This window comes from Planctomicrobium limosum, from assembly GCF_051465645.1.
Taxonomy (GTDB): domain Bacteria; phylum Planctomycetota; class Planctomycetia; order Planctomycetales; family Planctomycetaceae; genus Planctomicrobium.
In genome coordinates this window covers 5,442,602-5,465,079 of sequence record NZ_CP195790.1, presented here as the reverse complement: position 1 = coordinate 5,465,079, position 22,478 = coordinate 5,442,602, and the positions used below count along the sequence as shown (strand labels likewise).

15 protein-coding genes are annotated in these 22,478 nt (G+C 52.2%); 8 read left to right on the top strand and 7 right to left on the bottom strand.

Going from position 1 to position 22,478, the window contains the following annotated elements:
• Positions 1-121: 121 nt before the first annotated feature.
• The 3 genes from SH527x_RS20630 to SH527x_RS20620 all read right to left on the bottom strand — a co-directional run bounded on the left by SH527x_RS20630 (position 122) and on the right by SH527x_RS20620 (position 3,954).
• The gene (locus SH527x_RS20630; RefSeq protein ID WP_437192576.1) at positions 122-1,579 is read right to left on the bottom strand and encodes a diguanylate cyclase; all 1,458 of its coding nucleotides are present in this window, start codon (positions 1,577-1,579) and stop codon (positions 122-124) included.
• A 303-nt stretch (positions 1,580-1,882) separates the two neighbouring features.
• Positions 1,883-2,506 carry a thioredoxin family protein gene (locus SH527x_RS20625; protein WP_437192575.1) on the bottom strand — a complete coding sequence of 208 codons (624 nt, stop codon included), beginning with the start codon at positions 2,504-2,506 and terminating at the stop codon, positions 1,883-1,885.
• A 137-nt stretch (positions 2,507-2,643) separates the two neighbouring features.
• Positions 2,644-3,954 carry an outer membrane protein assembly factor BamB family protein gene (locus SH527x_RS20620; RefSeq protein ID WP_437192574.1) on the bottom strand — a complete coding sequence of 437 codons (1,311 nt, stop codon included), beginning with the start codon at positions 3,952-3,954 and terminating at the stop codon, positions 2,644-2,646.
• Between the two features lie 341 nt (positions 3,955-4,295).
• On the opposite strand from SH527x_RS20620, the gene SH527x_RS20615 reads away from it, so the two are divergent.
• On the top strand, positions 4,296-5,057 hold the full coding sequence (locus SH527x_RS20615; RefSeq protein WP_437192573.1) for a hypothetical protein: 762 nt from the start codon (positions 4,296-4,298) through the stop codon (positions 5,055-5,057).
• 574 nt (positions 5,058-5,631) lie between these two features.
• On the opposite strand, the gene SH527x_RS20610 is transcribed toward SH527x_RS20615, so the two are convergent.
• Both SH527x_RS20610 and SH527x_RS20605 read right to left on the bottom strand, forming a co-directional pair.
• Positions 5,632-6,990 (bottom strand): DUF1552 domain-containing protein, encoded by a 1,359-nt coding sequence (locus tag SH527x_RS20610; protein WP_437192572.1) that lies wholly within the window; start codon positions 6,988-6,990, stop codon positions 5,632-5,634.
• A 126-nt stretch (positions 6,991-7,116) separates the two neighbouring features.
• Positions 7,117-9,039 (bottom strand): DUF1592 domain-containing protein, encoded by a 1,923-nt coding sequence (locus SH527x_RS20605; RefSeq protein ID WP_437194658.1) that lies wholly within the window; start codon positions 9,037-9,039, stop codon positions 7,117-7,119.
• Positions 9,040-9,839: 800 nt separating this feature from the next.
• On the opposite strand from SH527x_RS20605, the gene dnaX reads away from it, so the two are divergent.
• The 4 genes from dnaX to rpoN all read left to right on the top strand — a co-directional run bounded on the left by dnaX (position 9,840) and on the right by rpoN (position 14,897).
• On the top strand, positions 9,840-11,942 hold the full coding sequence (gene dnaX / locus SH527x_RS20600; RefSeq protein WP_437192571.1) for a DNA polymerase III subunit gamma/tau: 2,103 nt from the start codon (positions 9,840-9,842) through the stop codon (positions 11,940-11,942).
• Between the two features lie 39 nt (positions 11,943-11,981).
• Positions 11,982-12,299, top strand: a complete 318-nt coding sequence (locus tag SH527x_RS20595) for a YbaB/EbfC family nucleoid-associated protein (protein WP_437192570.1) — start codon at positions 11,982-11,984, stop codon at positions 12,297-12,299.
• A 110-nt stretch (positions 12,300-12,409) separates the two neighbouring features.
• On the top strand, positions 12,410-13,036 hold the full coding sequence (gene recR / locus SH527x_RS20590) for a recombination mediator RecR (RefSeq protein WP_437192569.1): 627 nt from the start codon (positions 12,410-12,412) through the stop codon (positions 13,034-13,036).
• A 397-nt stretch (positions 13,037-13,433) separates the two neighbouring features.
• Complete coding sequence (gene rpoN / locus SH527x_RS20585) at positions 13,434-14,897, top strand: RNA polymerase factor sigma-54 (protein ID WP_437192568.1); 1,464 nt, start codon at positions 13,434-13,436, stop codon at positions 14,895-14,897.
• A 195-nt stretch (positions 14,898-15,092) separates the two neighbouring features.
• Here the strand turns inward: rpoN and scpB are convergent, their stop codons facing one another.
• Positions 15,093-15,806 carry an SMC-Scp complex subunit ScpB gene (scpB, locus tag SH527x_RS20580; RefSeq protein WP_437192567.1) on the bottom strand — a complete coding sequence of 238 codons (714 nt, stop codon included), beginning with the start codon at positions 15,804-15,806 and terminating at the stop codon, positions 15,093-15,095.
• A 208-nt stretch (positions 15,807-16,014) separates the two neighbouring features.
• The gene (locus SH527x_RS20575) at positions 16,015-16,914 is read right to left on the bottom strand and encodes a hypothetical protein (RefSeq protein WP_437192566.1); all 900 of its coding nucleotides are present in this window, start codon (positions 16,912-16,914) and stop codon (positions 16,015-16,017) included.
• A gap of 431 nt (positions 16,915-17,345) precedes the next feature.
• On the opposite strand from SH527x_RS20575, the gene SH527x_RS20570 reads away from it, so the two are divergent.
• From SH527x_RS20570 to SH527x_RS20560, 3 genes are all read left to right on the top strand, one after another.
• Complete coding sequence (locus SH527x_RS20570) at positions 17,346-18,698, top strand: 3-keto-disaccharide hydrolase (protein ID WP_437192565.1); 1,353 nt, start codon at positions 17,346-17,348, stop codon at positions 18,696-18,698.
• A 405-nt stretch (positions 18,699-19,103) separates the two neighbouring features.
• Positions 19,104-21,038, top strand: a complete 1,935-nt coding sequence (locus SH527x_RS20565) for an ABC transporter substrate-binding protein (protein ID WP_437192564.1) — start codon at positions 19,104-19,106, stop codon at positions 21,036-21,038.
• 366 nt (positions 21,039-21,404) lie between these two features.
• On the top strand, positions 21,405-22,385 hold the full coding sequence (locus SH527x_RS20560) for an ABC transporter permease (protein ID WP_437192563.1): 981 nt from the start codon (positions 21,405-21,407) through the stop codon (positions 22,383-22,385).
• The last annotated feature ends 93 nt before the right edge of the window (positions 22,386-22,478 follow it).

Sequence of the window (22,478 nt, the reverse complement as noted above, 5' to 3'; positions counted from 1 at the left end):
CCCGAAGAAGTGCGACTCTTCTGGTCGATTGACCGCTTCAGCATAACGCAGGTCAACATGCCGAAAAAGAAGATTCTCCCAGTAATTGGGACGGCAGATCTTTCATGAAACCGAGCGCGGTTCAATCTTCGAGACCAATACTCGAGACTCGGTTCCGGCCGTTTGATTTTGCGTGGTAAAGCGAACGATCTGCTGATGCCAAAAGGGAATGAAGAGTCGGAGAGAGCTGTTCCCCGGAACAAGCCAGTCCAATGCTCACCGTCAGGTTCACGACGCGCCCATCTTCAAGTTCGATCGGACTGGTCTCCACTTCTGACCTCAAACGCTCTGCCACCAGCTTCGCGTTCTCGTACGACGTCCGAGGCATGATGACAGCAAATTCTTCTCCCCCCAGTCGCCCGAAAAGATCTCCTTTGCGAATCAGTCTCAAAACGATACGCGAGAAATTGACAAGAACTTCATCGCCGGCAGGATGTCCATACTGATCATTCACACGTTTGAAATGATCAATGTCTATCATCATCACTGCTGGCACAAGCTGATATTGAGCAGCTTGCTGAACCAGTATTGCTCCCTGATTCATAAAAGCACGTCGGGCAAGTGAGTCTGTCAGGAAATCATGGCTCGCCGCGTGATTCAGATTCTTCAACAATTCATTGCGAGCGGAATTCACGCTTGCTGCCGTTAACGGTCCCAAGATAAGGAACGTAATCCCGAGTCGAAGCGAGATGGTTTCCTGAACTAAGTCCGTTGAGACTGGATAAAGCATCAGAACTCCGGAGGTAGCCGCAACCAGAAGGCCCCCGCAAGTCAACAGACACAGCAATGCTGTACGAAACAGATCATATGTCAGCGCACACCACAATAACGCCGGCGCGGTGAATGCAATCGCCCCTGGTCCTCCGACATAGAACGTAATCACAATCGCGAAGATCAACGACAGAAAAGGAAGCAGCACAAACGGATTGCTGATAATTCGCTGCCGTGTCAGCCCGACTTCAACACCGTAATGTGATCTTTTCGGAAGGGTTAAAATAACGGGAACAAGAAGCAGTCCATTCACCAGTTCTGAAGCAAACCAGAATTCAAATCCCCGCTGAATGGAACTTTGGAATAACACGACATTCGCTGCGGCCCCAACAACTCCGGCTGCAGATCCAGCCAAAACACTGATCACAAAGAGATACAGCACCGAAAGTGGACGTCCCAGGCGGCGGTCATCCTCGGAGATCATGTTAAACAGAAAAACGCCAGTACTGGCGCCTGCCAGATTTGCTGTCGTTAACCAAAGCGTCGCTGCAAGAGTGCTGCCAGTAATCAGGTCAGCGACAAGATAACCAACCGTGGCTCCAGCCCATCCCCATGGAGAAGAAAAAGCCGGGAATCGTACCATCATTCCGAGCAGCAGTGCGTTTGCCGGCCAGATCGTAGCGAGAAATCCAATCGGTCTTGACAGAATCCCAAAGATTGCGGCGGCAAAGATGAGAACAAAGACAATTAACGCCTGTCGCAGGTATGGAACAACAGGCTTGAACTGGACCTGCTGGCTGCCACTCTCAACCAAGGAACTCACACTCACTGAAAAAACTTTCCCGGAGAAATCAACTCCGCAGCCCGACCACGTAACGATGGCAATTTGTCAGCACAAATCAGACAGCAAGAGTTGAAAACACACTGAATACAACGAGAAATCATCGCCCAGAGCTGTAAAAACGAAGGTAGTTCTGATGTACCCCGAAAATCCTACCGACAACTGTGCTTCCAGAATAGTCTGGTACCTTCAGCCTACTACTTCCGTTGCCACAAATTTCCATCAACCTTAGGTCACGACACTGACACAGGACGTTTTTTCAGGAAAATACAAGACGAGAGAGACGTAAATCTATTTCTCTCTGGGGCGTCGCTCTCTGGCGTATCGAACCCGGCATCCTCTGGCAATCATTTCCTTGACCTCTGGTTCTCCCCCGCTCCTGGCCGCTTTAATCGCCTCTTCCACATAACGTTTGGTCACTTTGGCAGGATCGGTACTATCGTCCATTGCCCCCATGTAGATCACTTTTCTGGATGAATCCAGCACATAGAATTCCGGGGTATAAACGGCACCAAATTCTTTCGCAATTTTCTGGGAACCGTCGTAGAGATAGCTGAACTGAAACTGCTTCTCGGCAGCACGTTTCGTCAACTCCGGCAACAAATCAGCGGCCACTTGATTGACACAAATCGCAACAACAGCGGTATCGGATGGGGCAGATTTGGCGAGCTCATTGATTCGCGTCTCGTAATCAACCGCCGTCGGGCAACTTGCGCAAGTAAACACGACAACAACAAACTTCTTATCGGCGAGATCCTTCAGCGAATGCATGCGTCCATCTGTTCCCGGCAAGTCATTCCACGCCGGCGCGCCACTTCCGATTGAGAGGACCTCATTAAATCCCCCGGCCTCAACAGCAGGCAAAATCCCCAGAAAACAGACGGCAGCAATCGCAATCCACAGAATGAAACGCATCAGCCTCTCCTCAATGTCGCCCTCGCCTCGACTCTCCCCTGCAGTCATCAAAAATGACTTAAAGGATGGAAGGCATGCGACTGCATAAAAGCAAAAACGGTCGGGTCCATTGTGTTGAACCCGACCGCTCTGAAGAATTATCGGCTCGCCGCTTTGGCAGAGGTATCCCGAATATCATAGCAATAAATACTGTCCTGTTCTCGTAGATAGAGCTTGCCACCGACGATCACTGGATGCGCCCAGCTTGGACGATCTCCGCTTTCTGGCACTTTGAATTGCCCACGTTGAACAAACTCTTTCCCATTTGCTTCAGCGAGTGCCATCACTCCATCTGAAAAGAGCAAATAGAGGTGGCCATCAGCACCAGCCACTGACATTGAGCCTTTGCCTGGACCGCGATTCATCCACACAATTTCCCCGGTCATCAGGTCTGCGCAGTAGGGACGTCCGGCGTCGTCTGAATCACCAAACAGATAGTTCCCCATCAACACCACTCCGCCATGCTTGTTGGCGAGACGGATATTCAATGGGTAAATCTCTTTAATTTCAACAGTATTCTCCGCCCCAGCGACCTGCTGAAGCAACGCTCCCCCCCGTTTATATCCCACGGTGAAGAACACGAGATCGTCTCGGATGATTGGAGTCGGAATGACTGCGGTGGTCTTATCAATTTCATAAGCCCAGAGCAGCTTTCCGTCTGTCGCACGCACCCCAATCGGGCCGCTTCCGGTGACCTGCACATAGACTTTCGTCCCGCCCACTTCCGTCACAACTGGAGAAGAGTGCCCTGCCCCTCGATCTTCCGCTCGAGCGACGGTCCAGACAGTTTCGCCAGTCTTCTTGTTCAGGGCCACAAATGTGTTCTTCTCTCCACCCGGAGTGCAGAGCACCAGATCACCGTCGACCAGCACAGATTCGCTGTATCCCCAGCTGTCTGCCTTCTTGCCTTCAAAGTCTTCTGTGAAGCTTTTCTTCCATTGAACCGCCCCGTCAGCCTTGGCACAGCAGACAAGATCACCATGTGGGGTCACAACAAAAACCTGATCCCCGGCAACGGTGGGAGTTCCGCGCGATCCTTGCCAATCCGGTTTTCCATTCGTCCATGGGGTTCCGGTCTTCGTGTGCCAGACTGGCTTCCCATCTTCAAGATTGAAGCAAATCAGGTATTCGTCTTTATCCTCTGCTACCGATGGAGCGTCCCCCAGAGTGAAGATCTTGCCGTCTGAAATAGCGAGTTCTGCATACCCGCGACCTGCTCCGGCGGACTTCCAAAGCAGCTTCGGGCCCCCTTCCGGCCATTCCTTCAGCAAACCGGTTTCGTTGGAAACGGCAGAGCGATTCGCCCCACGAAACGTCGGCCAATCGGCGTCGGCCAGCAACGGGGAAGCGATGAATGATGTGCACAAACCTGCGAGAAGTGAACGTACAGCCATGTCAAATCGGGGCATCAGATTCTCTCCATACTCGCTTGGCGCGACGACACCGTTCCATAGAAACAGTTATCAAACGAGCAATTCAACTCAATTTCAAAACAGATAAGCCAACCATCCAGCGAAACCGCGACGAAAACATCAGTCACACCAATCGATGCCACAGAACGAAACGCCGCACCGCTGAAAGGAGGCTCACCTTACGATTCGTACAGTATCCGACAAAATTCCGATTTGTAAATTCCGAAATCGACAACCTCAGCCAGAGATCTTCTGGTACCGAATGATCCCGCTCTTAATAATTGAAGATTGTGAACTTTTTCGTTTTCCAACTGGTATGGCGTACTGGATTTTCCAATATGGCTGAAGAACACCAGAAGTCGAGTATCCATTCCTCGCACCTTCGAAGCAAAGTGGTGGACCGCCATGCTCGTTCTGAGCTTGCGGCGCTCATTGAACGATTCTTGGCGAGTGAAATAACAGCCTTTCAGTTTGACGCCGAGCTTGATAATTGGGGTGATTCACATGATCCGGTTATTCAGTATGTCGTTGAATCTGTCTGGTATTTTTACGACGACTGTAAAGACCATTTCGTCGTCATGACAAAGGCCGATTGGGATTATTTCCAAAGACTGCTTCTTCTATTGAAGGCAGATTGCTCAATCCAAACGGTAAGAACGAGAAAGTGGTCGTGGACACAACTCGTTGCAGCGGGATGTCTCGTCATGTTCGGCACCATCGTTTTCCTCTACGGCTGGGGTGAATTTTTAGTACTCACTACAATACCATTAGGAATCATCTCGCTACTCTTAGCGAGACAACGCTCAATGATCACCTCTTCTTTGCCTTTACTCCACCAACAGATCAGCCCGTTTGCGTCTTTCACGAATCTTTGGGCAGCACATGATTCCGTTGAATTCAAAAAACAGCGGTATCCTAGAGAACTGTCGACTCGACGCATCCGCAGCGACTCAATATCAGGAATGCCCCACCCTTACTTGCTCGTCTTAGTCTGGCTAATTTATTCCCCTATCATCCTCTTTTCCCAGTTGTTCCCAATAACCACAGCAATAACGACAGCAAAGTTACGTGAGAGTGAACCAGATTGTCAGACCGCATAGAAATGCACTCTCATGTTCTTAAGAAAGCAGTTCCTGACGTTTCACCCAACTCATCTCCCCCCCCGAATGGAAAACACTTCAGAAGCAGCAAGCGAAATAAGATCTGACACTTCATTAGGTACAGTACTTTCAGTACTGGCTTTGTACTATTTCCTGACGGGAATCCTAATGACCATTATTGGGTCATTCTCTTCGATCTACTTAACATTGGCCGGAATCATCGAGATTGCACTGGGCATTGTAGGTGCAATCTTGTCAGCCACAGATAAAAGCAAAACAACCAAGTCATTGTCTCTTGCGTTCTGCACTTTGACAACGCTTCTTCATCTTGGGCAGGCCGTTGGGATAGTCCTCTCACCCAGCTTAGAATCCGAGGCAGCAATTGCACCGTCTGCCGTCATGATTCTCTCTACTCTCGGGATGTACTTGAGTTGGAGCAAGCGGCCCAAGACAACGTTGAGCGAGTCAGAAAAATAGAGATGTTGTTCAAAAGCAACAAAAGAGGACTGCTCCTCAAATGAAGAGCAGTCCTCTTAGCTTTTAGTCACAAGATGCCGGCAAGAAAGTGAACGGGCTACGCGATTTCTTTGATTGGGCCGGTGCTGTCTCCGAAGCTTTCAACAGGAATGTTCATCTGCTGAAGCATATTCATATAGAGATTGCACAACGGAGTTCCCTTCTCACTGGCGATGTGCTGGCCGGTCTTCAGGGTTCCGTTTCCACCCCCACCGAGCAGAATCGGAAGGTTGTTTGGATCGTGGCGGTTTCCGTCTGACATGCCGCAACCCATCAGGATCATGGAGTGATCGAGTAGAGTCCCTTCACCCTCTTTGATACCCCGCATCTTTTCGAGCATGTAGGCATACTCTTGTACAAACCAGCGAGAGATGCGTTTGTACTGAGCGATCTTGTCTTCTTTATTCTCATGGTGTGACATCTCGTGGTGAGAGCCCTTCACACCATCGACGAATGAAAAGTTTCGACCAGACACATCGTTCGCAAACATGAACGAACTGACTCTGGTGGAATCTGACCAGAACGCGAGCACCATCAGGTCCAGCATAACGCGGGCGTGATCCGGATAGTGTCCCGGGATGCCAGTTGCCGGTGCCGTATAAGCATGGTCAGGAACTGAAGGCACCCATTCACGAGGATCGGCAGCATTGAAGAATTCGATCTGCCGTTCCACGCCGCGCACAGAATCCAGGTACTCATCCAGCTTGAACTGATCGTCACGTCCGAGTTTCTTACGCAGACTGTGAGCGTCATTCAAAGCGAGGTCGAGCAACTGCTGGCGGGAATCGAACTTGTCAGAGGCTCCTGTTTTATTACGGCTTGCCTGACGAATTCCGAACAGTCGCTCATAAACCAGTCGTGGGTTAATTTCTTTCGCAACAGGACGATTCGCTGTCTGCCATGAAATCGATGAACCATAGAGTCGAGTGTAACCAACGTTGCTGTCGATCCCGGAAATCACAGGATCAATCCCCAACTCCAGTGATGGCAACGGAGTATATTTTCCGGTGTACTGAGCCATCAGCTGATCCAGCGAGATCCCGCCGGTGCTGATGTTCTTTCCAGTCGTCTTCTCAACATGCAGACCCGTCAGGAAGTTGGCAGTCTTTGCATAGTGACCGTCTCCCCCGCGACTGTGCTTCTTGTCCAGGTTGGACATGACCAGCACCTGATCACGCACATTGGCTAACGGCTCCAAAGAAAATGGAAGCGTGTAATTGGCTCCGGATTCTGTTGGAATCCAGTCAGGTTGCCAGACGCCGTTTGGGAAGAAGAGGCATCCCATGCGAACGGGAGGGCGAGGCAACGGATTCGCCCAGGCTGCGCGTGGCAGCAGTGACTGCATCACCGGCAGGGACAATGCCACTCCGGCGCCACGCAGGAACTGACGGCGGGAAAGATTCATTGACTGACTCATGACTCTGTTCTTTCCTTGAGCACGGAGCTCTTTATTTTGTCTTGTCGACCTATTGTCCAGCCAATCAAAGCAAAGACAACACTCATTCCAGACTCAATCCGGAAACGTTAACGACTTCCTGCAACTTTACTTTTTGCAATATCGATGTCGGAACTGGTAGCTCAGCACAATGTGCTCGACCAACAGAGCCGCCTGGTGATCATTTGCAGATAATTTTTCGACCGCTTCTTTAATCACGCAATCATCGAACTTATTCAGATCGCGCCCCACAGCGAACCCATACATTTTCCGACTCAGGTGACGCAGAACCTCATTCTTCCGCTTCAACAGAATTGCTTTCATTTCGGCAGGTCCATTGAACTCCTCACCAGAAGGAAGTTTCCCTGACGCATCAATTGCGATTCCCGAAATCTGATCTCGCCAACGTCCGATTGGGTCGAAGTTCTCCATTCCAAACCCAAGCGGATCCATTCGTGAATGACAACTCGCACACTGTGGGTTCGACCGGTGTTTCTCCAACTGCTCGCGAATCGACAGGTGAGAACCGTCTTCTCCCTCAGACGGCAGCGGCGGAACATCAGGCGGCGGAGGCGGAACACGACTTCCCATGATCTCTTCGAGCAACCATCGCCCTCGGAGAACAGGACTGGTGCGCAATGGGTATGACGAGACGGTCAGCACACTCGCCTGAGTCATGACGCCGCCACGTTTCCGGTCTTGTAGCTGCACCCGTTGCATTTCCGGGCCAGTGATATTCTCAATTCCGTAGTGCTTTGCGAGAGCTTCATTCACATAGGTGTAATCAGAATCCAGCAGTTCCAGCAGACTCCGATTTTCCATAAACAGCTTCGCGATGTACGTTGATGTTTCCTTCAACATGGCATCGGATAATTCGTCGGTGAACTCTGGGAACTTGCCAGCATCAGGCCGAACAGTGACTCCCAACGGTCCCAGCCCCAACCATTGAACAGCAAAGTTCTCGCCGAGCGCATAAGCTCGTGGGTCCTTGAGCATTCGATGAACTTGCTTCTTCAGTTCGTCATCGTTCTGCAGAAGGCCTGCGTCTGCTGCGGCCAGAAGTTCTTCGTCCGGCAAAGAGGACCAGATCAGCATCGCGATTCTGGCGGCCAGTGGATGGTCCGACAGGGCGTAAACCCCTTCCTTCTCTGGCTCAGGTTCTGCCAAAAACAGGAAGTGAGGCGAAACTAGAATTCCCTGTAATCCCAACCGCATTCCGGCGATATGCCCCTGCCCCCGATTGATCGCCTGATCATAAAGAGCCAGATAGCGTCCCATCTCCCCTTCATCGAGTTTGCGACGAAACGCCCTGCGTGCGATTCCAGAAAGAATGCGTTCAGCAGCCTCTCGTGGAAGTTCATTCTCACGGGCGACATGTGCACCGAATTCGGCTCGCTTCTGATTGAGTCGTTCGGTCGCTCCCTTTTGAGCATTCGCATCATCCGGCCAGAGCGTTTCACTCACCTGCTCTGCGATGTCCACATACATTTCAAAGTGGATCGGCGACAGAAACAGAGAATCTCCGACGGTATCGAACCCGACTCCCCCGGAACCATCCGAAGGCAGACGGTCCGTAACAGGGACATCGACGCCCACCAGATCACGAATGGAATTCGCATATTCCGTTCGAGTGAGCCGACGACTCATGACGTGCCCACGATAGAAATTGGTGTTCTGATCGTTCGCAATGCGGTTGCAGTGACCATCATCTTTGGTCATTGCGGTGAACCAGTTATTCAGAATCACGCGTTCAGCATCATTCGGAGATGGAGACCCTTCCGGCGGCATCTCCCTTGTGAAATAGCGAGCGAGAACCGTGTCCCAGATTTTCTTCTCTTCAAACGCTTTGTTGAAGGTGTCGAAGCGGGCGAGGTCGAGGTCCCCTTCTTTCTTCTTTTCTGAGTGACACGAATTGCAGTACTTTGCGAGAAGCGGCTTGACCTGTTCAAAGTCCTCTTCCGGAGTTCCAGCAATCACCCTGACATTCAGGGAGAGAACAATTAAGACCAACGCTGGAAGAATACGGGTCATCTTCACGCCATGAAATTCTGTGTCAAAACGTCAGTTTCGATAACGGCAGGAGCCAGCCATCGAGGAGGGAACTTGGGGAGGCCGTCACACTTGAGTCGCCCTTTCGGGAGCGATCATCGAGACGGTTCTAAATCGCAGGCAATTATGGAAGGCTGAGTGCAAACTTTATGTGCTGCTGAAGTTTGCACGCAAAGTTCGCATGTAGTGAAGTTTATCCTTGTACATCGGTAAAATTCCAGACTAGATCTGTCTGTACATGGTAAAGAGGGCAAGAGAATGCCGATTTTTCGCTCAAATGCCTGTCGATGCGTAATTCCGAGAGAGAATGACACCGCCCGAACGGATCTCACTGCGCGTACTCTTCTCTTCCCAAAATCCGAGCCTTTAGAAACTCCTGCACTCGGCAATCCGGCTTCCAAACTACTGCCGAATGAGTAGGTTACGACGGTTTTTCAAGGGCCGGACTCAAACAAATTTCGACTCTGGAGCGATGCAAGTCGCTACAGGACACTTGCCCAACCAAACTGGCACAGAATTCCACCGACTTGCCTCGTCACCGATTGCAAAACCGGCAAACTCACCGTATGAACGTCTAACGGCATTTCGTGCACTCCCTCCGATTGTTCATCGAATCAATTTGGGGCTCCACGAAACCGTTCCAGGCAAAGAAAATCAGCACTCACATTCAGTGTTCCATAAAACGGCACTGAAACTGGTTGCTGAGAATCAGGATTTCACTGCGACAGAGAGGAATGGTGCTCACACCGCTCAATTGAGTGACTGCGACGCCATGAGGATGAATGGTCACAGATCGACAATCTCCATCTCCATATACCGTTCTGGCGAGACGCTTTCGGCCGAAATCATTCGCCGAGGTCGTCGGGCAGGAACACGTCGGGCAAGCGTTGCAGAATGCAATCCGCGCCGGTCGTGTCGCGCACGCTTACCTGTTCACAGGGGCTCGCGGAGTTGGGAAGACGTCTTCAGCCCGAATTTTTGCCAAGGCTCTGAACTGCCCTCACGTAAAAGATGGAGTTCCCTGCAATCATTGTGAAGTCTGCGACTCCATCGGTGCAGGAAGTGATGTCGACGTTCTTGAGATCGACGGTGCATCCAACCGCGGGATTGATGATATTCGCCAACTCCGTGCGAACGTTGGAGTTCGATCGATGCGATCACCCTACAAGGTGTACATCATCGACGAAGTTCACATGCTCACAAAAGAAGCATTCAACGCACTCCTGAAAACGCTCGAAGAACCGCCGCCGAACGTCAAATTCATCTTCTGCACGACGGAACCGAACAAAGTTCCGGACACGATCCTCTCCCGATGCCAGCGGTTCGATTTTGGAACCATCGACCAAGAGAGTATCGCAGGCCGGTTGCGACAGATTGCCGAAGCGGAAGGCAAGACTGTCGAAGAAGATGCGATCGAACTCGTCGCGCGCCGCGCCAACGGATCGATGCGGGACAGTCAATCCCTGTTTGACCAGCTATTGGCGTTCGGGGGCGAGCGCATCACCGCAGACGATGTTCACCACCTGCTGGGTACTGCATCCGACGACCGACTTTTCACGCTAATCGACGCCTGCATCGAGAGCCAACCCGGGACTGCGCTCGAAGTACTGGAAGCTGCGATGCAGCAAGGAGTTCAGACAGGCGGGCTGACAGATCAGTTGTTGGGATATCTTCGCGACCTGCTTGTGACGGCCGCAGGTGCGAAAGGGGTTCCCCTTTCGGCAGTGACAGACAATCAGCGAGCGCAAGTCCAGAAGCAGGCTGAGCGTTGGGGATTACAGACCATCTCCGCGGCAATGCAGATCGTCGCTGAAACCAAGAATCGTCTGCAGCGAACGACTCATGGACGAGCACTACTGGAACTTGCCGTTGTTCGACTCGCCACACTGGAACGCCTCGACCAGATCAGCGTGCTCCTGCAATCCGGCGTTATTCCTTCCACTGCATCAGGTTCCGTAGCGACACCGGCGGGACGTCCGGCTCCGACCGGCCCGTTTTATCAGGGGATGCAGGAAAAAAAAAACAGTAACCCTGCAGTAATTCCGTCCTCAGCCCCGGTCGCAAACCAACCTGCAACGCAGTCTACCCCTTCGGTCGCAAACACAGCACCGATAACAACATCGGCACCGTTGCCAACATCTGCCCCAGCGTCTGCTGCGGTTCCAGCTTCAGAGCCTATTGCAGCGACCACCGCAGCTCCTGTTACAGCAATACATGTCGCGTCAGAACGAGTTACGGCAGCTCCGACCGTCACCGAACCTCAATCAGCGGCCCCTGGTCCTCCAGCCCCTTCTCCAATACCTCCGCAGGCCCCGAAGCCAGCAGCCATCGCAGATGCTGCACCGATCGAGACGGCAACAATCGCCACGCCGGAATATCTTTCTGACATGGAAGATGCGTCAGAGATCCCACACGTCCCGTTCGACGAAGCACACCTCGCAGAATATTGGCATGCTGTCGTCAGCCAGATGTCGCGGGTGCAGGTCAGCAAGCTGAAGGTCTCGAACCGCATAGCAATTTCTGGACCAAATCTTGTGGAAATCTTCTTCCCCAAGAGTTATAGTTTTGCAAAGCAGTACTGCGAACAGCCGGAAACTCTGAAGAGGCTCAATTTTGTTACCACTCAGGTGGCCGGCAAGCAGGTTGACTGCAAACTGACCATCGACCCGACGGCAGAAGTTCAGATCAAGGCTCCTGAACGTCAGGAAAACGCAATTGTTGTTGAACGATTGAAACCGTCAGCTGTGGAAGCAGATCAGTTTGTTCAGCTTGCAGTTGCGGTTTTCGGCGGGCAGGTGTTGGAGGTGAGACCCCTGCTGGATGCACCTCCAGTCAACGACACAGAATCAGAACTCCCGGCAGAGGACACTCAGGACGATTCGTAAATGTTTAATTTCAATGCACTCGCAGGTCTTGCAGGCCTGATGAAGAATTTGCCTCTGTTGCAGGCCAAAGCTCAGGAGATGAAATCTCGACTGACAGACATGCGAATCGAGGCAACCAGTGACTGCAGACTTGTCACAGTTGTCGTCAGCGGGGAATTGAAAGTCGTTTCGCTTTCAGTCAGTCCTCATCTGGCAACTGAGACACTGCGTATGGAAATCCTTGTCAGAGAAACGACAAATGTTGCCTTGGTACAGGCACGGGAAGCCGCTGCAAAGGAAGTTGCAGCCCTCGCAGAAGGACTTGGGGTTCCAGGTCTGCCGCAGGTGATGTCAAAATTTGGAGTGGGCATCAACTGACACAGGATTTTAGGTCCTGTGTGTTGGAGCCATCTTCGACAGAAGAAATCAACCTCCTCTGCTGACATCAGTTTTCGTATTCAACACTTGCGATGGAGCGACACCTTCACATGGCGGTTCGAGGAAATCAACCTGAACAACATCCCTTCGGGCCAGCCGTAGGTCGATTGGTCGAACAATTTGCATCCTTGCCGGGGATCGGTCGCAAGTCCGCAGAGCGTCTGGCCAACCACATTTTGAGTTGTCGGGAAAACGAAGCACTGGCACTGGCAAATGCCATTCGGGACGTCAAACAATCAATACGTCGCTGCAAGGTCTGCTCCAATCTGACTGAGCAGGAAGTCTGTTCCATCTGTCGAGACCCCCGTCGAGACAGGACTGTTGTTTGCATTGTGGAACAACCAAAAGACATTGCGGCCCTCGAAGCTGCTGCCGCATATCAAGGAACCTATCACGTTCTGGGTGGGCGAATTGCTCCACTGGAAGGGATCGGTCCTGAAGACCTGACGATTGGCCCGCTGGTTCAACGGGTCAAACGAGATCAGGTCAAAGAAATCATCATGGCAACCAATCCGACACTGGAAGGAGATGGAACGGCCTTGTTCATCTCTAACCTGCTGGAAGGCCTGGGTGTCGAAATCACACGACTGGCCCGCGGGATTGCCACAGGGAGCGTGTTAGAATTTGCAAATAAAGAAATGCTGGCCGACGCCATGCGAGGTCGGCAGCACTTCTAAATGCATTTGGTCCAGAATCGAGCGAATGCTCTATCGAGAGATGTGTAACGCGGTACGCTGTTCACAAGAAACCGTCAAGCAAACGGAGGCCCGGTCAGGTCACAGTGGCAACGCTTTCAGCACGCTCGCTGGAACAATTCATTTGTCCGTTACGTCACCTGACAACAGTTAAGTAAATACGGGATTTATCAAGAAGTTCTGGGACATCGAATTTTCGGCGTTCCAGAATTCAACTGCACCGGACCCAAGAGCTTTCCCTGCTTTTCCTGTGCGGCTGGTGAATTCGAAATGAACCGTGAACGCAAACAGTTGCCTTCATCGCTCAGTTCGAATGCCAAACCAGATTGGGACCGGAGTTGAGAACCAGTTCCAGCTCCTTGAATAAGAATCACACGCAATGCACCTGAACGTTTCCCAACAGATGCGGATGAGCCAGCAAATGAAGCTGGCACCGCGGATGATCCAATCGATGGAGATCCTGCAGCTGCCTCTGATGGCGCTGCAGGAGCGCATCGATCAGGAACTGGCTGAAAACGTTGTTCTCGAACAGGTTGCAAGCCGTAAAGAAGAATATGCCGCTGCGACAGAAGCACCGGAACCAGCCAAACTGGAGATCGAACGCCGCGAGCTGACAACCGACGATAACAATGCGTCGGACTTTGAGCGTCTGCTGGAGATCTCTAAGGAATGGCCGGATGATAACTACACATCTGGCTCTCGGCCCTCTGGAAACCAGATCGACGACGATTCTGATCGCCAGCACGATGTCATGGCGAATGCGGAGAATCGCCCAGAGACATTACACGATCACCTTCTGGAACAGTTCCATTGCGATGCTCCGGAACACCTCCGAGCGTTCGGCGAATATCTGATCCACAATCTCGATGCCAATGGTCGACTCCAGAGTTCCCTGCCGGAGCTGGTGCAAGTCTTTGGGGCCAACATCTCGCTGCAGGACGCCGACCAGACTCTCAAACTGGTTCAACAACTTGACCCTCCCGGTGTCGGTGCCCGCGATCTGAAAGAATGTCTGCTACTGCAAATCACGCCTGAGACCCCCTTGGGCGAGATGATGACCGTGCTGATCTCTGACCATCTGGACGACATTCTTCAGAATCGTCTTCCACTCATGGAACGTAAGACTGGCTATTCACTCGACGCGATCAAGACCACGATTGAGCAGATGCGCACACTCGACCCTTACCCAGGGCGAATGTTCGAATCATCCAATGTGCAGTCGATCACTCCGGACCTGAAAGTCGAAAGCAGTGAAACCGGTGAATACCGTGTTGAACTCGTCGATGAATATGTCCCACAACTTCGCATCAACCGCCGGTATCTGAAGATGCTGGAAGGGAACCCGGATCAGGCGACAAAAGAGTTCATCAAGCGCAAGATTGAATCGGCCAAATGGCTCATCGATTCCATTGAACAGCGCTACAACACCCTGAAGAGAGTGGCTCAGGCCATTGTCGATCAGCAGACGGAGTTTCTGGATCAAGGTCCGGAATTCATCAAGCCGCTGAAGATGCAAGACATTGCTGATGTTGTGAATGTCCACGTGACCACAGTCTCGCGAGCGGTCGACGACAAGTTTATTGCCACTCCTCGCGGGATCTTCGCACTGAAGCGATTCTTCGGTGGGGGAACAAAAACGGCCGACGGCGAAGACGTCGCATGGGAAAACATTCGGCTGAAGCTGAAAGAGATCGTCGACAAGGAAGATAAAGCTGATCCACTCAGCGATGACGCTCTGGTGACGGAACTCTCAAAGCATGGTTTCAATCTGGCTCGCCGGACTGTCACCAAGTATCGAAAAGCCCTGAACATCCCTTCTTCAAGGCAGCGCCGCGAATACTAGAGCATCTGCAAAATCATGCAGCGTGTGTGGCACGCGGGATTTAGTTCTTCCCTGTTAAGAAGGCTGCTGCGCGGCCACATGATAGACCGAACCGGTCTAAGGCCGGGTCTTACGTGCAAGTAGCTCTGCACGACTTCTGGAAATGCTAAAAGCAACGCCCCCGACGTGAGAGAAGTGCAGCTGACCGGCCTAAGATCAGGCTGCTTCAACTGAATCGCCGGAATCGCCATCCGTCGCTGATTCCGTTGCATCTGCGGGAGTGGCACGTCGCAAACGAGCCGACCACGGTAATTCGGTCAGTTCTGTCAGGCCAAACGTTTCAAGAAACAGACGCGTGGTCCCATACAGATAAGGCCGCCCGAGCGAATCATCCTCTCCGGTGACGCGAACCAGATTCCGCTCCATCAATTGCTTGAGGATTTCCGCAGACTGCACACCTCGTACCGACTCAACCTCTGCACGGGTGCATGGCTGACGATACGCGATGATCGCGAGTGCTTCCATCAGCGGCGACGACAGCTTCAGCCTCGCCTGCCTCTCATGTAAACGATCCAGCCACGGCGAGTATTCACTGCGGGTCAGCAATCGATACCCCGCCGCCACCCGTTCGATACGAAACGTCGATCGACCAGTATCGTAACTCTCATTGAGTTGATCGATCAGACTGATTGCTTCTCGCGCATCCGACAACATGGCGATCTGGGCCAGTTTTCTCGCCGATTGAGCGGAATCGGCAACGAAGAGTGCAGCTTCAAGACGAGCCATCTTGGGCGTGCGAATCGCAATCGCCGTTGTCGGTTGAAAAGCCAGTGTCTCGACTGATTGACTCGACAGCCGCCGACGCCATCTCCATCCCTGTGCAGTCTCCCCCTGACCTCGCGTCAGACGATCGCGAAGCAAGCGAAACATGCGTTGAGGGAAATCAGGAATCACGTACGTTGACCGCTCTCGGCTGGCACCTGAATGCAACAAAATCAGTCCGGGACTGACTTGCCACCTGCCTTCTGGGCGTTCGCAAATTTCAAGAATTCGCTTTGATAGATCGCATCAGTTTCTCAAATTGCCGTCCGCAGATAACACTCTGCCCCGACGCGACGGAAACGACCAACTCAACTCGTTACCGGGAGCTCTGTGCCCCTGCGTTCAGCGAAAAGTTTGGAGACCGATTTGGAAAGTTGGCTTTTGCGAATCGCTCCTGCATCCAGGAATCAACCTGCTGCAAGACCTGATTCACTGCCATCAGCGGATCATCGGCCTGAGCTTCGAATCGGTGTGTCACCTGCGGAGCATCCCCAGGCGAATAAAGACAGACAAACAGAAACGTCCCTTCTTTGTCACCACGTTCAAGATGAAAGTTCGTGACTCCCAGATCTGAAAGACGCTGTGACGCCTGTCGCCATGTCAGCGTTTCACTGGAATTGAATGGAGTGGAAACGGACGCGACTGGAACATTGGCACCTGAATTCACAGACATATTCCCGTTTGCAGCGGCCATGTTGTTTGCTGCAAATCCGTTCGACTGGTTGAGTGCCACGCGAGTCGCATCACCAGCTGGAGTCGTCTGCGGATTACTCCAGTGTGATGGAGGAGTCCTCCCATTAACCCCATTGCCGTTGCCGTTACCAATGCCGTTGGGAAGACTGCTTGTATTGGAGAGCGTGGACGAATCACGTCGCACCGCCATTGAACGAGCATCGCCTTGATTCGCTGATCCAGATGACCAGTTTGGAACCTGATTCGGAGTCTCAGAATTCTGCATGGAATTCTGGTGCATCGGAGCAGCGTTTTGCACAAACGGAGCCGCATCCTCTTCATAGGCAGGCTGAACCTGATCGCCGCCGTTATTGCCGCGTCCCCAGTTCAATGCGTCCTGAAAACCTCGCAAAACCTGATTTCGCTCTGCAGTGTTACTGGCCGGAACCAGCTGTGGAACACCAAAAACTGCCATAATTCCAATGGCAGCGAGCGGAATCGAAAGTAGCAACGTGGCCAAAAAGCTTGCGATTTTTGCGCCCATTGTGCGGGCCTCCATGCTAACACGCGAGCCATAAAACCGTGGGAGTTCGCTCCTAACCAGATTGAGTGCACATCACTGCACACTTCACGCCAATCCTGGCCAACTCCACAGTTTGCATAGCCCATACTTCAATAAAATATGGACACGTTATCAACGAATCTCTGGCACCTCATCCATTGAGGATCGGACGTACAATAATTCACCGGCAGGAAACGACACAACGGCAGTTCTTCAGAATCGCATCTGGACGGAAAGTTGATTACCCTATTGACTCAGATGGCACGTGCTGATCTCTGTGGATTGCCGTTAAGCCCAGCCTCTCCCGTTCTATCGAAGACAGACCTTCAATGAAGTATGTTGCCCCGAAGAACAATCTGGCGTTGAGCGACCGACGGCCGTCGAATATTGAAATGGACTAGAAGGAGACCTCTGTGAAGAAATGTCTATTGAGTCTTTGCGTCGTCCTGAGTGCGGTCGGATCTGCCGTCGCAGGAGAATGGACACCACCAGGTGCGTTCCGTTCACTGTTTAACGGTAAAGACTTCGCTGGATGGCACGGCATGCCACACTTCGACGCTGTCAAACTCGCTGCGATGACAGCAGAAGACCGCGCCGCCAAGCTCGCAGAATGGAATGCTGACATTCCACTGCATTGGAAAGTCGAAAACGGCGTCATCATCAATGACGGCAAAGGGGTCTACCTGACCACCGACGAGTCATTCCGCGATTACGAACTCATCCTCGAGTTCAAAACCTTCCCAAAGGGTGACAGCGGCGTTTACCTGAAGAACAACCCACAAGTTCAGATCTGGGACTTCACCGAAGCCGGTGGATCCTGGAAGCACGGGTCAGACAAAGGTTCAGGCGGCCTGTGGAACAACAGCAAGGGCGCTCCAGGCAAAGACCCACTGGTTCTGGCTGACCGTCCATTCGGCGAATGGAACTCACTCCGCGTTCGCCAACTCGGCTCACGCACAAGCGTCTGGTTGAACGACACCCTCGTCGTGAACCACGCGATCATGGAAAACTACTTCTACCGTGATCAGCCACTCTCTCTCGCTGGTCAGATCCAGCTCCAGACTCACGGGTCAGAAATCCAATGGCGTCACATTGCCGTCCGTGAAATTCCATCCGCTGAAGCAAACCAGATTCTTCGCGAAAAATCAGGCGACGGATTTGCATCAATCTTCAACGGCACTGACTTCACCGGCTGGAAAGGCGGAATGGAAGGCTATGAAGTCGTTGACGGAGCAATCCGCGGCAAGCACGGAAAAGGCGACGTCCTCTTCACCGAAAAGGAATACGCTGACTTCGCTGTTCGTCTCGAATTCAAACTGCCACCAGCAGGAAATAATGGTCTGGCAATTCGTTACCCAGGCAAAGGCGGACCAGCCTATGACGGGATGACCGAAGTCCAGATCCTCGATTCGGAGCACGAGAAGTACGCAACAATCGACCCACGCCAGGCTCACGGGTCAGTCTACGGGATGATTCCAGCTGCTCGTGGCTACCTCCGCCCAACCGGCGAATGGAACTTCCAGATCGTCACTGTTAAGGGATCTCAGATCACCGTTGAAGTCAACGGATTCAAGATTCTTGACGGCGACGTTGCTAAGGTCACCGAATTCATGGGCGGCAAGCCACATCCAGGGAAAGACCTGAAGAAGGGTCACTTTGGATTTGCTGGACACAGCGACCCAGTGGAATTCCGCAACATCGACATCCTTGAGATCGAAGCTGTCGCTGTTGAAGCGGCTCCAGCAGCAGCACCAGCGACCAAGTAATTTCAATGAGATCGTGAACAGAGCAGCACTCAAATTGCTCTGAAACCATGATTGATGTTCAACAGGCGAGACGATTTCCATCCGGAAGTTGCCTCGCCTGTGATCGTTTTAAGGCTGAGCAGAAAGAAAATCGCTCGATTCCCGATGGTCATTCACTACGAAAAAGTGAACGTTGCGAATTTCATGCCGCAATCTGCCTCAGTCTATCTTGCCCATATGTCGTATGTCTGACACAATCGCTACGACTTAACTGATCAATTCAGTTTGAGTTGCACAAGTTTGAGTTCCATGAATTGGCGCTGTCCTCTGCAGGCATGTCCCTGACCTGAAACGGTCTGAACTGGACAAGCTCTTGTGAGGAATGGACCAGGACGAATTTCTTTCGACGCTGAGGGTGGAAAGCGGATGATGGATTGTCGCTACCGATGGCTGCTGTGTGCAGGTGGATTATCTCTGGCACTTCTGTCAGGTTGTCCCACTGCCCCGAACTACAAAGTCCCAGAACAGGCATCAAAAGAGGGCGAACAGTCCGCAGACGCCGAGAAAGGACCGCAGCTCGAACCGTTTGATGCCCCAACAATGGCGGAATTGGACGCGAAGGCCGATTGGCAGGATCAACCTGTCATCGACATCATGGAGCGGTTCCTGAAGTATAAGGCCGAGAACCCGCCTCTGGTCAGTGTCGAAGAAGCGTTGAAGTTGAAGAATGATTCGGACGAGAACAACGAGAAGATTCTCAGCGCACTCGGACAGCCACCGAAGTCAGACAGCGAAGTCAACGAGAACGCTGAAATCAAGCGTCACATCGGCGGAGACATCAACTCCACCAACCCGATTATGTCCAGTTCCGTCTCTGACGCTGAAGTGAACGGCCTGACCGGCGCAGGATTCTTCAGTTTCGACTGGAACATGGAACCATTCGCTCCGAAAGACACAGTCGTCTCCTGGCAGACCAGTAAAGATCTGCTGTACGACAAGGTTGTCATTCGCGATGACCTGATCTGGTCCGATGGCAAACCATTGACCGCTTACGACGTAGAATTCTCGTTCCAGATGATCATGAACCCGGATGTCCCGGTTCCAGCGGTCCGCAATGGAACAGACAAGTTGCGCTGGGTCAAAGCCTACGACGAGCGCACGTTTGTCATTTTCCACCGCGAGTCGATGGCGACCAACGTCTGGAATTGCAACTTCCCGATCGTCCCGAAGCACATCTACGAAGAGTCCATCAAGACGGACCCTCGCCTGGAAGGGGATTACCACCAGAAGCTGGAGATCACTCCGGTTGTTGCTGGTCCTTACCAGATTTCAAAGCGAATCAAAGGACAGGAAATCGTTCTTGAACGCCGTGAAGACTACTACATGCGAAACGGAAAGCAGGTTCGCTCAAAGCCTCGCTATAAAACCATTCGCTTCCGCGTGCTGACAGACAGCAACACTGCCCGACTGGCTCTGAACGATGGCCAGCTTGACGAAATGCTGCTGACACCTCAGCAGTGGGTGGAACAGACAACAGACAACGCGTTCTATTCCAAGAACACCAAAGTGCGTGGAATGGAGTGGACCTATTTCTACTTCGGCTGGAACATGAAGAAGCCTTGGTTCACCGATTTGCGTGTCCGCCAGGCAATGGCTTACTCCGTCAACTACGACCAGATCCTGAACAAGCTTTGCTACGGTCTTTACGATCAGGCAAGCGGTTGTTTTGCGGAAGGAAACTGGGCTCGATCCAAGAAACCACGTACTCTCTATAAGCAGGACCTCGCCAAAGCAGAGAAACTGCTGGTCGACGCAGGTTGGGTCGACACAGATGGCGATGGGATTCGCGACAAAGAAATCAATGGCAAGAAAGTGAAGTTCGAATTCGAGATCATGTGTACTACAGATCAAACTCGAATCGACATCTCCACTTCACTCGCAGAAAGCCTGAACCGTCTCGGCATTGCATGTAACGTGAAACCGACCGAGTTCACCGTCATGCAGCAGCGAGCACAGGACCACAACTATGACGCCATGTTCGGCGGTTGGGGTGCCGGGGCAGATCCTTCAACTTCAGAGAACTTGTGGAAAACAAACGAGTCCCGAAACTACGGAGGCTATTCCAATCCGAAAGTTGATGAACTGTTTGTAAAGGCCATGAAAGAACTCGATTTTGACAAGCGAGCAGCCCTTTATCAGGAAATCGACGACATCCTGTGGGAAGACCAGCCGTACGCCTGGCTGTATTACCGCAGCGGATTCTATGGCTTTAACAAGAAGCTGCGTGGGTACACTTTCAGTCCACGCGGCCCATACAGTTACAGCCCAGGGTTCGATGCATTTTGGACGATTGCTCAGTAACAACTGCGAGCAGATGCAATGTTCCAGCGAAGGAACTCATCGCACTGCACCTGCCGATAAACATGTTCATGGCTGTGCAAAACGCGTTGAGAGTTGTTTCGCAACCGGCATTTTGAAGAGACGACGTTGCCCGCTGAGCAGGGTTCCTGTTACTGGAGCCCTGCCAGTCGGAACAACGGTATTGGACGAACAGCTTGAATCAGCCACACTGCTGATTCCGTGAAATTGATTCAGTGAAGACCAATCTGAGTCGTTTCCATTGACGTCACCGGTTGCTCGCCGGGGCACATTTCGTTGAAACAAGAACACCATCGAATCAGTGACGGTGTTTCATAAGCCTTCCCTTCTGAAGACTGCTCTTGTGCGATGCTGACTTACCTGATTCGACGTCTGACCATCGGAGCATTCACCCTGTTGGTGATCACGTTCATCATCTTCGGGTTAATCCGCAGCATGCCTGGAACACCGTTAACGGTGAATATGGCTGAAAGCGACCCGGGGAAGATTCCATCTCCAGAACGTATCAAGCAACTTGAGGTCGCGTACGGACTCGATAAGCCATGGCCACAGGCGTATGTTTACTGGCTCGGAAATATCTTCAAAGGCGATCTGGGGCGATCATTTTCGCGTAAGCAGCCAGTCACCAACATCATCCGTGAACGTATTGGCCCTACCCTGCTGCTCTCGATTCCGGCAATGACACTCAGTTATCTGCTGGCCATTCCACTGGGGCTCTACTGCAGCGCCAGAAACGGCCACAAAGACGAACGAATGATCAGTACGTTTCTGTACATGCTCTATTCGTTTCCCAGCTTTGTCGCGGCGCTCTTCCTGCAACTGTTCTTTGCCATTTACATGGGATGGCTCCCCCTGTTTGGCATGGTGAGCGACAACTACGAGCAGCTCAGTGTCTTCGGAAAGACCTGGGATTTGTTCCTGCACATGCTGCTTCCGGTCACTGTCTTCACATACGGGGGGCTGGCCTACGATGCCCGATTTATTCGAGCAAACATGCAGGAAGTTCTTCGACAGGACTACATTCGCACCGCACGGGCAAAAGGACTCGGAACAGTCAGCGTGATCTGGACGCATGCCTTCCGCAACACACTGATTCCGCTTGTGACGTTATTAGGACTGGCTCTCCCGAGTTTGTTAGGCGGCTCGATTATTGTGGAGCAGATTTTTTCGTGGCCGGGAATGGGACGCCAGTTCTTTGAATCAATCACAGAACGGGATTATCCAACTGTGATGGGGCTCGTATTGATGTTTTCCGTACTGACCCTGGCAGCACAGTTACTTGCAGATGTCCTTTACGCACTGGTCGATCCACGAATTCGGCTTGAGTAAGCCATAGGCGACGTTCAGGCGAGGCGACACGTTGCAATGTGTGCCTTCCCAGAACAGGTTCGGACTGACATGAACACGTACAACTGACGTTTC